Source organism: Streptomyces sp. NPDC046925 (assembly GCF_040644915.1).
Classification (GTDB): Bacteria; Actinomycetota; Actinomycetes; order Streptomycetales; family Streptomycetaceae; genus Streptomyces.
The window spans coordinates 551828-565160 of the sequence record NZ_JBEYWZ010000003.1 but is presented as its reverse complement, the minus strand read 5'-3'; the positions used below and the strand labels follow the sequence as shown (position 1 = coordinate 565160).

Below are 13333 nucleotides of genomic sequence, written 5' to 3'. Positions count from 1 at the left end.
CTGGCGCCAGACCGGGCCGCCTATGCCTCACTCCAGCGGCACGGGCGCAACCGTGAGCTGCTCGCTGTGCGGCCACGTGAAGGAGCGGTCAGGTTCGAGAAGGGCTTCGCCCCATTGGATGACGTGGATGCCGTTCTCCGCATCCGCGGTGAAGAACACGCAGACGAGCTTTGTCGTGGCTCCGAGTTCTTCGAACGCTTCGTGTAGCCCGCGGTACTCCTCTGTCGTGAGGCCACCATCAAGCTCGAACAGCCCCTCCGGCTGCTGCGGTCCGTGGGCCCAGAACAGCCGCCGGCGCGTGGGGGACACGTTTGCGGGCAGCCGAGCGCGGTCAAGTGGTCGCGGCCGGTCTGAGTACCGGTATGGGAAGAGGGCGCACTCGTTGACCACCGCGTACTCATAGCCGCGCACGTCGCGAACCGCCTCGCCCAACTCCCGAGCCATGTACGCGAGGTACTCGCGTACGGCTTGCGCGCGCGTTACCCCGTATGGGCTCCGCTTCTTCAGGCCTGCCGTGAGGTGCGTGTCGTGCGCTTTCGCGTGCGCCCTGACCAGTTGCAGCGGCACGGCGGCAGCGAGCGCGCTGGCCTGTCTCCCGAACCGTTCAACTGCCCAAGCTGACGGCTCGGTCCCGTCCCCACCTAACGCAGCCATACGACACGCTCCCCCCTGCAGGTTCACCTATCAACTGTGTGGCAGGTGCACCAAGCCCTCACAAGGGGGCGAACTGGCCACGGCGGCCGGCTCCGGCCGCTGAGTGATCCTTCTCGGGGCGCAAGACTCTTCCGTCGCTTGATCGCTGGACTCATGGTCGCGGACCAGTACAGCCACAACCGATCACGGACGGCCGTGACCTGCGGCCCTCTACTGGATCAACGCTCTGAACTGCGGCGCAGCCGTCGCCAGTTGTCAGCGCTGGTCACCAACGAGCGCCCTTCCACGGCCCAGGACGGCCCGGGAGGGCGCTTGTGGCGTTGAGCTGCTAGGTATCGCGGCCCTCGACTGCAAGTGGCCAAATTTCCTAAAACCACCATGCGTATCAACCGCCCCCGTATTATCATGAATAACGCATGGGGGAATGCATCGTGCATCTGGAAGGTGGCGGAACCGTTGACCGCAGCATGGCCAATTGAAGCTCAAATTACTGTCATCGACGCCGACGATCGAAGGCAGCTTGAGTCCCTGGAGTCTTGGCTGCGGCTCGACCCCAGTTTTCGTGGGCGAACGAGGCTTTCTGGTAGTCCGTCGGATGCTGACCTTGGAACCGCAGTTGAGCTGCTCGCCGTTGCTGTCGGCAGCGGAGGCGTCATTTCAGTTCTAGCCACTTCCTTGAGTGCATGGTTTCAGCAACCAAAGAAGTCAGATTTCACGCTGAAGGTCACGGGGCCGACTGGAACCAGCGTTGAGATTGGTGCCACCAGGGCAACTGTGCAAGAGGTCACTGAATTGCTCAACAAAGCGCTTGAGGCCAGCAAGGCAGGGGATGAATGAGACTGCCCGACAGTGAGAAATCCCGCATTGTCCTAATCGGCTGTTCTCAATATGGGTCGTCTGAGCTTCCCGATGTTCCCGGCGTCAAGAACAACGTATCGGCGCTATTCGACACTTTCACAGACGATCTTACGGGCATCGTCACCCCTCAAAACTGCACAACACTTCTGGACCCTGAAGACCAGTCCAGTGTTGGAGAATTGGTAACTACCGCAGCAGATCAAGCAGAGGATCTGCTCTTGATCTATTACGCGGGGCATGGGTTGCTGAGTGCCGCGCGGCACGAACTTTTCCTGTCCACCATGAACACTGCGCCAGGATTGCGACTCCCTTTTACTGGGGTGGACTATTCGCACATTCGCGATGCGTGTATGGAAAGCACGGCCAGGACCCGTGTCGTAATTTTGGATTGCTGTTACTCGGGTCGAGCGATTACGGGTGCGCTATCCACGTCCGAATCGGATACGGCATTTTTCAACCAGGTACGCGTGGCTGGAACTTATGTGCTGGCTGCCTCGCCCGGGCATGGGGTGGCGAAGGCTCATCCAGAGGATCGCTTCACGGCGTTTACCGGGGAGCTGCTTCGGATTCTGCAAGAGCGGATTTCTGGTGGAGAGAGTCTCCTAACGCTGAATTCCATCTATAAGCATTTGCAGGCCTCGCTCCGCGCTAGCGGAAACCCTATCCCTCAGCAACAGATCACTGAAAATTCCGACGTTATGGCTCTGGGTAGAAATCCCGCAGCCGGTCGCGATAGACAGATCCTCGATCAATCGGCCATTGTAACTTCAGTTGTCAATGAATCCGATGGAAACCCGCTCAGCTCGGGTACGTTTGTTGATGATGCGACCCTCGATATCCCGCGCGTCCCGCTGACGCTTGACGGGCGGGATGAGCTGATTCGCGTTAAGCCGCCGCATTGGGATTATCTTCTGTACGCCTCTTCTCTGCGCCTCGGGATGAATTCTTTGAGCGAAAAGTGGGCGCAGTATGAAGCTGGTCGATCTTCTCGGTCGCGCCGAATGAGTGTTGCGCAACTGTGTCATTACGTCGACGGTTCTCTAGAAAAGATACAGAAAATCACTGGCCGGATCGACGAGTGTCTGAGCCAGGAATTGCAAGACAGGGCATTTGAGGCATCGCCAGATCGGGCCGACCCTAACCTGATCAAGCGCATGGCCAGCGACTTGGTTGGCATCTACGAAGACTACATGGACTGGGCCATGGCAATCAGAGGCATTGTTGCGCCTCACAGAGCGTCTCGTTTGATCGAGATGACTGCCCTTATTGCTGACACCCCTGTCCGGCAGGTTAAGGAATTCATCAATCAGTACTTCTCGGAGATTGATGCTTTGAGTGACCGATATGCCACGGGGGAGGCAGCGTCTATCAGCGTGAACCTCAAACTTGAAATTACCGTAGATAGTGAGGTGCTAGACGCATTTCTTGAGGAACGTACACGGCTTAACTGACGTTTAACGACTCTACGTAAGTCGGGTCCTCGGTGTTCGCCCAGACAAGGTCGGTGGAGCGGCTTTGGGCTGGAGCTGCTTTCGGGCGAGTGATCATGGCCCGTTAAGCTGATGGCGAGTCGGGCAGTCTGTGGACCTGCCCGTTAAAGCACGACGTTGGGCCATGATCTTAGAGGCTCGCCCCAAAGTGGCTGCCTAACGCCGTGGAGCCGACCGCCCTGGTAGTCGTTCCAGGCGTGCTCAACGCGCGCGGCCACGGGCGCAGGCGTGGGGAGTTGAGTCTCTGCCTCGGACCCAAAGAGCAGCCACGAGAGCCGCCGCGGGCTCATGAGCGCGTCGCGCACGGCCGGCACGTCGTCCTGCTGCTTGTCGTCCTCTACGAGGATCGCTTGTCCGAGCAGGTCCCCGAGGGATACCCGCAGGATGCGCGCGAGCTCGGTGAGCATGTCGATGCGAGAGGGCTTCCGGCGGCCGGTCTCAATCTTCGCCAGCCAGTCGGTGCTATGACCGACCAGGCCGGCCAGCACCTCTTGGGTGTAGCTGCGCCGCTTCCGGTAGAAGGCGATCCGTTCGCCGATGCTGAGGTGATCTCCCAGACCGCGCATTGCGTGCTGCCTCCAGATGCTTGAAGGGGCCCGTTTCACGGTACAGAGCCGCTCTCGGGGCGGGTAGGTGCTCTTGGGAGCGCCACCAGCACGTCCAGGGTGCGCGTCTGTCGAAGCCAGAGCCCGGACAGACTGTCCGGGCTGGGTTTGGGGAGAGCTGAGAGGGACTCTGGCTCTTCCTCGATCAGTGAAGTACCGACTCAGATCCGGTACGAATGAGCTCCTCAGGCACAGGAACTACCCAGACTGCTGGTAGAAGAAGTCGAATGGGTCTTCGCGGCCGTGTCCGTGAACAATGCATTGGTCCGTGTCCAGTTCTCTGGCCTCAAGTGACGCGACGAAATCGCGAGAATTCGACCATTCGGCCCTTAGCTGACGACCAAGCGTGAGGCCGACTACAGCGGTTGCCCCTTGTTTTTTCAGTGCGTGTGCCGCACTCCCCATGGTGCTGCCCGTAGTGTACGTGTCATCGAAGAGGAGTATTCGCTTGCCCTTGACTGCCGGGCTGGCTTGAAACAGACCGGGAACTACCGTTCTTCGCCTGTCGCCTGCTTTTGATTCATCGGTCTTGGCGAGGGCGTTTGTTGTCCACTCCGCAGAAAAGCCCCGAACGCGACGGATTATTTCCTCTAAGTGGCTCACGCCGTTTCGGGTTGAAGCGTGAGATGGTATGGGGATTTGGAGGTCGAATGTTCCTCCGTAAGAGGACTCTATGCACCCTCTATGCTTTTTCGTAAAGGTCCAAAGAAGGGAGCCTAAAGGTAAGCGGAGCCAAGAGTCGGCGGGTTCATTCTTGGCGCATGCAAGTATTCCCTCAAAGCCGTCGTGAAGGGAATAGCAGATAGGAACAAGTCCGTCCAGTACGTCCGAGAATGTAGACCGACAATCGAGGCATAGATCGTAGTGCGTTCCGAAGCGCCCAACCGGCGTGGGGGTCCTACATAACGAGCAGCATACGCCGACGTCGCTCTCGGATGCGGATGGGGCTACGTCTTGTTCGCGTAGCCACTGCACCCAGCCTTTGGCACCCCAGTTCTCGTCCTTCGGACGCCTGAAACGGCGGTAAGACGCCACTCGACCCCCCCTGCGCGATCCCGACCCCAACCGAAAGGCTAAGCGCACATTCGGTCGCTGGGCAATCACTTGGCGTCAAGTAGGAGCTGTGCGGGGGCGGGGGGAGCCTCCGTGGAGCGTGCGGGGGCATCTAGAATTTCGATCATTTGTTCGGATGTCGTGACCGCCGTAGCTCGCCGCGAGTCGACCATCTTCTGAGCCCATGGCTGGCTGTCGACGAGCGACTGGAGTAGAAGAACGTGCCTGCCTTGCTCGCCGGCAATGCGGGCCTGCATCTTGGCGCCGGACGTTCCTGATGCCTCGATTACGACGCTGCCAAGACTGACCCCGGAAGTGACATGGTTCCGACGTGGAAAGGTGTCTCGGCCGGGGGGACGGGACGGCCAGAACTGTGAGGCGAGGAGCCCCGCGTCGGCGACCTCTTCGGCGAGGTCAAAGTTCTCCTTGGGGTAGCACTTCGTGATCCCTGTGCCGATCACTGCGATCGTCCGGCGTCCGAAATGGAGGGCGGTTCGATGAGCCTCTGTGTCTACGCCTCGTGCTAGTCCTGACGAGATTGTGAAACCGGCTTCGCTTAGCTCGCGGGCCACCCTTCGGGCGCGCGAGAGGCCAAGCTCAGTGGCGTCCCTCGTGCCTACGACCGCGACGGAGCGGGCGTCAGAGTCGTGGTCAAGCTTCCCTCGGTAGAAGAGGAATGGCGGGAGGTCGGGAACGGTTCGCAGGTTACCCGGGTAGTCAGCATCCAGGACGGTTACCAAGCGGGCGTCAACCGCGTCCGCTTGCTCCAACTCGGCTTCGATGCGCGCTCGATGTGTATCGAGGGGATGCTCTTGGAGAGCCTGGCGGAGGATCGGCAGGGCCTTGCGTGCTGAAGGCGACGCTTCCGGAATGAAGCCCTCGCACAGGTCGTCGAGATGGCCGCTCAGGGCTGCCCTCGCGAGTACTGACCAGTCCACGCTCTTGCCGTCTGTGCGGAGTGAGCAGAGGGCTAAGAGGCGTAGCCGTGCTTCATCGATCATCGTCTGCTCCTTCTACTCAAAGATCAATGTTCGAAGGATCGATGGCTGAAAGTTTAGGGGGATCCGCGGGGCTGGGCCATACACTCGCACAGTAGATACTCACGTGAGTACCTCAGGAAGATGATCCGTTCCAGTGTGGCCCGCGTGACGATGCAGCAGGCGTCAGGTGCGCGGCCGGCGATGAGGCGGCGGCGCGTGCTGTGGGTCGGCTCCGATGGACTGGCCTCTCCAAGTCCGGTGGCCCCTTGCGGGTCTGAAGGCGAAGGCTTTCAAGTTCCGGCTGATGGAGGGCTGTCCTCAGAGCCACGCCCAGCTCGTGTTCACGCTTCAATTGAAGGTGAGGACCTGAGGGGCGATCTGCGGATGCCATCGGACAGGTAGACCGCCGGCCGTCGGCGCCGCGCACACCCCCACCCGAGCCGTCGCCAACAGCAAGGCGCACGGACATTTTGGTGCGACGGGGTGTTACTAATCGGGGGCAGCAGAATACTATGCGTACATGACAGAGCAAGCTGGGTCGAAGCTTGACTTTTATTCGCGGTATGCGCCATGCCTAGTCTGCGTCGAGACGCGGGGTAAAGATGGCGCCCTGAGCGTTGGAACGGCCTTTCATATCGGTGATGGATACCTTGTCACAGTCAGGCATGTGGTCGAGAGCAGGGAAATTGCCAGTCTAGTACCTCACACTGGAACCATATCGGTAGATTCGGTCGAGGTGATCTATCCCGCCGATGAGACCGTTGACCTCGCGCTACTCAGAACAGACTTCTCGCTTGAGCATTACATGAAGTACACCAACATAATGCTTAGTGACGGCCCCGTTCGGGAAAAGACTGAACACATAGAGATAGGTGGACATCTTGACGACTGGATTGTCGATACACTGATCCTCACGGAGGTTGTGATCCTCGGGTATCCCCCAATACCGAGCTCGCCCGCGCCGGTGCTGGTTGCCACCCGCGGGGAGGTTAATGCAGTCATCGATCCATACATGGGGTCAAAACATCCGCTCTTTGTGCTTTCGCCGATGGCGCGCGGGGGCTTTAGTGGTGGTCCAGCGCTGACTAGCAACGGATATCTGCTTGGAGTTATTACTACTTCGCTGCTCACTGACTATAATGCGCCTGAGCTTGGTTATGGAGTGGCGTTAACGGTCGAGCCGCTATGGAATCTCCTTTTAGAGAATAGGATCTATCCGGGGATTGGGAACCGGGAATTGATGGTTGAACTATTTGATCTACCGGATGAGCTTCCGATCCCAGAGCGCAAGACGCCTTCATCTGGTCTGTCGACTCTGGGCTCTTGGGACGGCGGTGATTCCCAAGAGCCACCGTTCTAGGACTGCCGCTGCACGCCGCGGCCCACTTGCGTCCGCGATCGGGCTAGCGCCGACGTGGGGCCTGCTTCCCATCGAGATTCCTGCTGGAGCCGGTGGAGAGCGTCACCGAGCCTGCAAGGTCTCGGGAATGGCCAGCTCGCGCCCTGCTGGCTGGCCGACGTAGTACTCGGATGCTCGGAGTCTCGGTGGCTCGCCGCCAAGATCGCCTCGAAACTGTCCCACCGGCAGACCGGCACTACTCGCTTTCTGCGTCTTCCTCTGCCATGGCGTCCCATTCGATGTCCATGCGTACTTTCTCCGCTCGCTCTTCGTCGATAAATCGCCTCACGTCTTCGATGTGGGTCATTCGCCGTCGGAGACTCTTCGCTGACTGATGTACCAGCGAACCCATCTTCTCCATCGTTTCGGGCGAGGGCGGCTGCGGCGATTCAGACCTCAGCAATGATGGCTCCGCGTCTTGTTTGGTCGTGCTGATGAGGATTCGAGTCTGCCAGGAGCACACGACGACCCGTTGCTCCCGCATGGGGAGTTCGGCAATGCCGACAAGGGTCCAGCGTGCCTCCACCGAAGACCAAACGTGATCCCCGATGCTGTGTGCCTTTGCCTCCCCGATGTGCTCCAGTTGGGCGAGCGGCTTTTCGACCCACCCTCGAGCGACAGTGGGCTCTTGGCCGATCGCTTCCGCGTCGAAGCAACCGAACCGCGGCGACGCAAGAACCGAACGACGGAAGCCCCCGCTACGCATCCGTCGGAATGCCTCGCGTCCCATAAGGCGAGCAGTGTCTGGGGATGCAAGTACGGTCTTGACCGCCGCATCGTCCGGCACCGTCTTCTTAGTGAAAAGATCGACCAGTTCGTTCATGTTTGTGACGTGAACGAACCGGTCCTCTATCCCATTGAGGTCTTCATTCATTGGGTGTTGGTAGGGGGCGCCGCTGCCGAAATCGTGCGTGTTTGCACTGACAAAGTAGACCGTCTCGTCAGGATGGTTTCTGGCGTAATCGACCGCTGTCAGCCAGATTGCTGCGTCCCGCGCTCCGACCTTGTGGCCCTTGTTGTCTCCATCAGTGCCCACGAGCTTGCACGGAGGAAGAATATTCATCTCTCGGGTTAGCGCCTCGCGGAGGATTCCCACGTTTGCCGCCAGGCTGTCAGCGACCGACTCAAACCGCCGGCGCCAGTGGTGCGCGTACCGGTTTACATCCACATGGGGGAGGCTCTGTGGCAGGGACCACGGGGTGTCTTCGGCGATCTTCCTCCAGGCTGCCGAGGCCGCCTCGTACCGTTCCCGGTATGGGTTGACGCGCTGCGCCACAAGCTCCTCAAGCGCTACCGAAGGGATGCCCACCTTCTCTGCGCCTGCGGCTCGGATGGTCTGGAGTAGATCCGTCGTGACGGTGTCCGGCCCTTTGTAGAGGATGTTCGCGTCCAGAATGATCAAAGTGGGTGGCTCCATCTTCCTCAGATCAGGGTCCTACGGCCACACCCTCTCAAGGTCTGAATCTTGGGCGCAGGCGAAATTCTCAGCTCGCCGATTGGCTGGTTGCCGTCCGCCTCACCCGCGTCACAAAACCGTGGTTGCGCCTGCCGTCCGACAACCATCTGTTGCGCGAGCACGGTTGACGTGCACTCGGGAGGTCGCTCGCTCAACGACGCGTGGACGCCAAGCACGGCAGGTGTGTTGCTAGGCAGCAGAAATGCATATCAGACGTGGTGTGCCCTACTGATCCCCGGGCGACTGCAAATCTGCCGGTGTTGCAAGGGTCGGCAGCCCAGTCTCTGGGCCGTCTTTGGGCCGTCAGAGGGCGGCCCGGAGCGACCAACGACGACCACTAACGGCTCTCGCCCAGCAGGTCAGAAGGGTTCCGCAACGGATCGCCGCAGGCCGCCGGGAGCGCTGATCAATTCCTGCGCAACAAGAAGCAGGAGTGGGAGGAGTACCGCTCGGAGGTCACGGCCTTTGAGCTGAGGACTTGCCGGTGCTGTAGTCGCAGGTCAGGACGGGTTTCTTACTACATTGAGCCTTCGGGGCCGCCGGTCTGAGACTGGCGGCCCCGAAGCGTGGGATGGGAGCTGTTCGCTGTGCAGCCAGGTAACGGAAAGACCGTTCCGAGACGTGGGCGCCGACCATGAGCCCTCTCGACTGCCCGGCTATCGCTGGGCCTTGACGGGCGAGTCAACCGGCCAATGACGGGGGTGCAAGCGTCCGTGCGCGGTCGTAGAGATCGCGGGCTGCTGCGTTCTTCAGGTGCGGGCGGATGAGGCCGAACATGGCTTTCACGCGATCATCTGCCCGTCCGGATTGGACCATGGGGTAGTCGTCCAGCGCCTGATGCCAGGTGGCGCAGGCCGCTTCCAAGTGGCCGATCTCCAGTTGCCGTTCAGCGAGCGTGGCGCGGTTTCGTACCCGCGTGCGCCGGTAGACGCTGAACCGGACCTTGTCCGACTGCAGCATCGCTTCCACCGCTCCGGGCACGTCACCGAGTTCGTAACGCACCTGGCTGATGTGGTAGTTCAGCGATGACGGATCGTACGAGCCGAAGGCCTTGCCCCGGGACTCGGCACGGTCCATGGCGGCTTCTGCCTCCCGGATGTACCGCAGCGCGCTCGCACGGTCGCCCGTCTGCGCTGCCGTGTGCGCTTGCTGGCCGGCAAGGAAGGCCCGCATCCTAGGCCCGGCCTTCGGGGATGCTGCGGCAGCGGCGTCCGCCAGTTCCATGGCCTTGGACCCGTGGTGCAGGTCGACCGCTTGCACGCTCATGCCACGCAGGGTCGTGCAGTACGTGAGGTGATCGTCAGCCGCCCCTGCCAGCTGCAGAGCCTTGACGTAGTAGCGCTGGGCGAGCCCGTGGAGCCCTTCGTCCACGGCCATGTAGCCGGTCAGGTACAGCAGGTCCGATGCGGCGGACTGCATCGCTTGCCGGACGTTCTCGGGAGCGTCGGCCCGCAGGTACGAGGCGACCGTGTTGACCATGAACGAGGCGGCCATGGGACGGGCGTGACGTCCGCCGAACTGGTCGTCCAGCTCCGAGACCCGCTCGGTCATCGCTATGACCATGTCGACTTCGTTCATGCCGATGCGGGATGCGCGTCCGGACTGTACGGCCTCGGCACGTCCGATGACGTCGGGCCAGCCGGGGATCGTCAGGGCTACCGAGAACAAGCCTGCGCCGAGCACTCTGCGGCGGGACGGGTCCATATCTTGCCTCCCCAGATCAATCAGCCCTTCCACGGTATCCGTGGACATGGGGGAGTGATCGGGGGGAACGGGCAGGCCCGCTTCAGCGTGCGTGACTGGACGACCGAGCCGGCGGGAGAAGGCTTCGAGGATGCAACTCCGTACAGCGACGCGCGGAACCGTGCCGCCGAGCCAGTGGCTTACGGCTGACTCGTCGTAGCGCAAGGGGGTGCCGGTTTCCGTACCTATGCGGTTCACGGACCGCGCGAACTGGCGGTACGTCCAACGGCTCTCGGTGAGCAGGTGGCCGAGCGCTGCGTTCGGTTCGCGCTTCGCCATGACTTTCAACTCCCCACGCCCTTGCGTGCTTTCAAGGCTTTCAAGTCCAGAGGCTGCTGCAACGGTACCGCCGTACGTGGTCGCGCGGTTACGTAGAGCACACGCAAGATCGGCGAAACTCTCGTCGTTGCCATCCCCCGAGGGGTTGAGTCATGAGAAGCGAAGCGCGGGCAGAACTTGCCCGGATGACCAAGGAGCAGGGCACGAGCGGCGTGCTGAAGGTCGACGTCCTGGACGAGTACGAGCTGCCGCCCGGGTCGATGACGTACCCACCGTGTCAGTGCCCACAGCACAGAGCGGCCCCTGCCCAGGAGGACGGCAGCGGCGTGCTTGGCGTGACTCCCGCGAGTCCGGCCACCCCATGAACTCCTCCCCGGCCGCGTGAAGTGCCCACTTACGGGCGGCCGGGGAGGGCGGTACTGCCGCCCGTGAACGGCGGTAGCTCCCCGTCCGACTGCCTCAGCGTGACGGCGGTCGGCAGCCGGACGGGCCCACCGATGCACCAACCACCGAAGGAGAGTGCAGCAGTGTCCACAACGCTAGTACGGCCCGCCCCGGAGATCGTGGCGCGGCGAGCCCGCGACATCCTCGCGATCGTTGAGGCTGACCGTGAGTTCGGCCGCCTGCGCACGGCATGTGCGAAGTACGACGAGGACTGGCAGAGCTTCACCGGGTACGCCCTGGTGGACGGGTTCGATGTCGCGAAGGACACCGAACCTCTGTTCCCCGAGGCCATGCGCGCCATGGCGATCAAGTCGGCCGTCTACGAGATGACGGACCAGGACGAGGAGGCCGCTGAGATTCCCGTAGCGGTGCCTGTGGACGAGATGATCCACGCGCTCGCCGCGCAGTTCACCGTGCTCTGCCGCATCCAGGAACGTACGGACATCAAGTTCGTGCACGCCACTGACCGCGAGAGCATCGGCGAGTGGGACCACGGTGACTACACCCACCAGGTCTACCGGGCAGCCTGGGGACCGATGAACGAGCGCTACTGGTTCGGCAAGGAGGAAACCGCCAGGCGCAAGGCGGTCGTCACCGCGAAGTACGGCCCCATCGGCGTCCTTGACGGTGGCCGCCGCTTCGTTCCCGGCTTCCCCATGGCCAGCTAGGGACACTAGTTGAACGCACGGCGCAGCGCCAAAGTCGCATCGACCTCCGGGAAGGCGCGCCGGATCTCGCGGTCCGCCAGGTCGATCAGCAGCTCCAGCGCACCAGGCGCTGCGCCGTGCACCAGCTCACGTAGGTACCCATCGAGTTCGGCGACGTCATCGGGCAGCGCGACGTCCGCCACCAGAGCCACACCGTCCGTCTTGTACGGCGCGGGCGGCAGGCCCACCTTCTCCGGGTGCACACAGACGGGCACACCACGCAGGGTGTACCGATGGCCGTCCTCGGGACTGAAGGGACACGCCGGAGAGGGACGGTCGACCACGTCGAACTCACCGAGCGGGAAGCGACGCGAAGGGCAGATGCCGCATGCGCGGTGGCCGTCACCGGTGACGAATGCCTCAGCCATGGGCGGCAGCGTAGCGGCACATGACCCAGCGCCTTCTCCGGCCGGGACAACGGCCGAACAGTTGCCGTACGTGCGCACGGGTCAGCTTCGGGGCGCCGCATCGAGGTTTTCGCGACCCGGTCGTCCAGCACTCGGCGGTGCCCGACATCAAGGATCAAAGTTCTTTGGGAGAGAACCCACCCCAACCAGCCCCAGCCCTTGCGGCTTTCCTTCTCAGCAGGTCCGTCACCCGTAAGAGTGGTGCACCCCAACTCGGCTGGCGCATATGCCGGTTCGCGATGCAGGCTCGGCCCGACAGCGACACAACCCCATACATGCGACGGCCCCCGCAGGGAGTGCAATCCCGGTGCGAGGGCCTGACCACCGAGGAAGCGACACTTCCCGATGGCTGATCAGCAGCTTAACGCGCCCGCCTGCGCGTCGCCCCCCGTTCCCGCCAGCGGCGTCCGGCACATCAATCGCCGCCACTCCGACCGTTTCACCGTGGTCGGAAACCACCTCTCCCAGCACCGCGAACTCTCCCTCACGGCCATCGGCCTCGCGACCCACATCCAGTCGCTCCCCGCCGGCGCCAAGGTGTCCATCAAGTGCCTCACGGACCGCTTCCCCGAGGGGGAAGTTCGTATCGCAGGCGCCCTTCGCGAACTCGAAAAGCACGGCTATCTCACCCGTACCCGTGAGCGTCTGCCGTCCGGCTGCGTCATCACCCGCACGGTGTCGTACAACAACCCGGCAGCCATGAAGCGCCCTCCAGAGGGAGACCAGCCCCGGGCCCCGCAGCCGCGCAGCCCGAGGCCGCTCGCACCCGAGCAGCCCGCGCCACCTCACGTTGCCAGCACCACACCCCTCCCTCTCCCCGCTCCAGGCGCCCCCGACCTCGTCCATCACCGCACCGCGATCACCCTGCTCACCGGCCTGCGGCGCCAGGACCCCCGCCTCCTGCTCGCCGAACGTGACATCCGCCGCCTCGCGCCAGCCGTCGCCGCCTGGCTGGAGCGCGATGTCGCTCCCGACGCCGTACGCCGTACGCTCACCGCAGCACTGCCGGTCGAGGCGATCCATCGCCCGGCCGCACTTCTCGCGTACCGCCTTGCCGCGCTCCTGCCGCCGCTGCTCCCGGCCTCGCCCATCGAGCAGCACCGTCCTGACCCACTCCAGAACTGTGACCACTGCGACCGGGCCTTTCGAAGCCTGGAGCCAGGACTCTGCCGGGCCTGCGAAGCCGCGATGACCGGTATCGCAGCCCTGGGGGCTGACCTCAGGGCAAAAGGTCAGGCGTGCCTCCAGGAAGGATGAC

General features: G+C 62.4%; 12 protein-coding genes. 5 read left to right on the top strand and 7 right to left on the bottom strand.

Features of this window, described 5'->3' with window-relative positions:
- Positions 1 to 27 precede the first annotated feature (27 nt).
- Positions 28 to 567: a hypothetical protein gene (locus tag ABZ906_RS15780; protein WP_361382294.1), complete on the bottom strand. Its 540-nt coding sequence runs from the start codon at positions 565 to 567 to the stop codon at positions 28 to 30.
- A gap of 465 nt (positions 568 to 1032) precedes the next feature.
- Between ABZ906_RS15780 and ABZ906_RS15775 the strand changes: the two genes are divergently transcribed.
- Positions 1033 to 1491: a hypothetical protein gene (locus ABZ906_RS15775; RefSeq protein ID WP_361382291.1), complete on the top strand. Its 459-nt coding sequence runs from the start codon at positions 1033 to 1035 to the stop codon at positions 1489 to 1491.
- The gene (locus ABZ906_RS15770) at positions 1488 to 2963 is read left to right on the top strand and encodes a caspase family protein (RefSeq protein ID WP_361382288.1); all 1476 of its coding nucleotides are present in this window, start codon (positions 1488 to 1490) and stop codon (positions 2961 to 2963) included. The genes ABZ906_RS15775 and ABZ906_RS15770 overlap by 4 nt, the downstream gene beginning before the upstream one ends.
- Before the next feature lie 143 nt (positions 2964 to 3106).
- Here ABZ906_RS15770 and ABZ906_RS15765 read toward each other — a convergent pair whose 3' ends face one another.
- The 3 genes from ABZ906_RS15765 to ABZ906_RS15755 all read right to left on the bottom strand — a co-directional run bounded on the left by ABZ906_RS15765 (position 3107) and on the right by ABZ906_RS15755 (position 5661).
- Entirely contained in the window at positions 3107 to 3568 is a 462-nt protein-coding gene (locus ABZ906_RS15765) for a helix-turn-helix transcriptional regulator (protein WP_361382285.1), read from the bottom strand.
- 237 nt (positions 3569 to 3805) lie between these two features.
- Entirely contained in the window at positions 3806 to 4210 is a 405-nt protein-coding gene (locus ABZ906_RS15760) for a phosphoribosyltransferase family protein (RefSeq protein WP_361382282.1), read from the bottom strand.
- A 497-nt stretch (positions 4211 to 4707) separates the two neighbouring features.
- Positions 4708 to 5661 (bottom strand): DNA-processing protein DprA, encoded by a 954-nt coding sequence (locus ABZ906_RS15755; RefSeq protein WP_361382279.1) that lies wholly within the window; start codon positions 5659 to 5661, stop codon positions 4708 to 4710.
- A gap of 499 nt (positions 5662 to 6160) precedes the next feature.
- Between ABZ906_RS15755 and ABZ906_RS15750 the strand changes: the two genes are divergently transcribed.
- Positions 6161 to 7000 carry a serine protease gene (locus tag ABZ906_RS15750; protein ID WP_361382276.1) on the top strand — a complete coding sequence of 280 codons (840 nt, stop codon included), beginning with the start codon at positions 6161 to 6163 and terminating at the stop codon, positions 6998 to 7000.
- A 235-nt stretch (positions 7001 to 7235) separates the two neighbouring features.
- Here the strand turns inward: ABZ906_RS15750 and ABZ906_RS15745 are convergent, their stop codons facing one another.
- Together ABZ906_RS15745 and ABZ906_RS15740 are read right to left on the bottom strand one after the other, a co-directional pair.
- Positions 7236 to 8441: a PIN domain-containing protein gene (locus tag ABZ906_RS15745; protein ID WP_361382273.1), complete on the bottom strand. Its 1206-nt coding sequence runs from the start codon at positions 8439 to 8441 to the stop codon at positions 7236 to 7238.
- A 735-nt stretch (positions 8442 to 9176) separates the two neighbouring features.
- Positions 9177 to 10517, bottom strand: coding sequence for a tetratricopeptide repeat protein (locus tag ABZ906_RS15740; protein WP_361382270.1), 1341 nt, complete (start codon positions 10515 to 10517; stop codon positions 9177 to 9179).
- 527 nt (positions 10518 to 11044) lie between these two features.
- Between ABZ906_RS15740 and ABZ906_RS15735 the strand changes: the two genes are divergently transcribed.
- On the top strand, positions 11045 to 11629 hold the full coding sequence (locus ABZ906_RS15735) for a hypothetical protein (protein WP_361382267.1): 585 nt from the start codon (positions 11045 to 11047) through the stop codon (positions 11627 to 11629).
- A 5-nt stretch (positions 11630 to 11634) separates the two neighbouring features.
- Here ABZ906_RS15735 and ABZ906_RS15730 read toward each other — a convergent pair whose 3' ends face one another.
- A complete protein-coding gene (locus ABZ906_RS15730; RefSeq protein ID WP_361382264.1) occupies positions 11635 to 12036 on the bottom strand; it encodes a hypothetical protein in 402 nt (133 codons plus the stop codon).
- Between the two features lie 483 nt (positions 12037 to 12519).
- Here ABZ906_RS15730 and ABZ906_RS15725 point away from each other — a divergent pair, with 483 nt between their 5' ends.
- Positions 12520 to 13332, top strand: a complete 813-nt coding sequence (locus tag ABZ906_RS15725; protein ID WP_361382261.1) for a helix-turn-helix domain-containing protein — start codon at positions 12520 to 12522, stop codon at positions 13330 to 13332.
- Position 13333: the final 1 nt, after the last annotated feature.

Excerpts from the sequence above, each read along its gene's own strand:
- ABZ906_RS15730 (WP_361382264.1), bottom strand. The coding sequence starts at position 12,036 with ATGGCTGAGGCATTCGTCACCGGTGACGGCCACCGCGCATGCGGCATC.
- ABZ906_RS15775 (WP_361382291.1), top strand. The coding sequence starts at position 1,033 with ATGCGTATCAACCGCCCCCGTATTATCATGAATAACGCATGGGGGAAT.
- ABZ906_RS15750 (WP_361382276.1), top strand. The coding sequence starts at position 6,161 with ATGACAGAGCAAGCTGGGTCGAAGCTTGACTTTTATTCGCGGTATGCG.
- ABZ906_RS15740 (WP_361382270.1), bottom strand. The coding sequence starts at position 10,517 with ATGGCGAAGCGCGAACCGAACGCAGCGCTCGGCCACCTGCTCACCGAG.
- ABZ906_RS15755 (WP_361382279.1), bottom strand. The coding sequence starts at position 5,661 with ATGATCGATGAAGCACGGCTACGCCTCTTAGCCCTCTGCTCACTCCGC.
- ABZ906_RS15770 (WP_361382288.1), top strand. The coding sequence starts at position 1,488 with ATGAGACTGCCCGACAGTGAGAAATCCCGCATTGTCCTAATCGGCTGT.
- ABZ906_RS15765 (WP_361382285.1), bottom strand. The coding sequence starts at position 3,568 with ATGCGCGGTCTGGGAGATCACCTCAGCATCGGCGAACGGATCGCCTTC.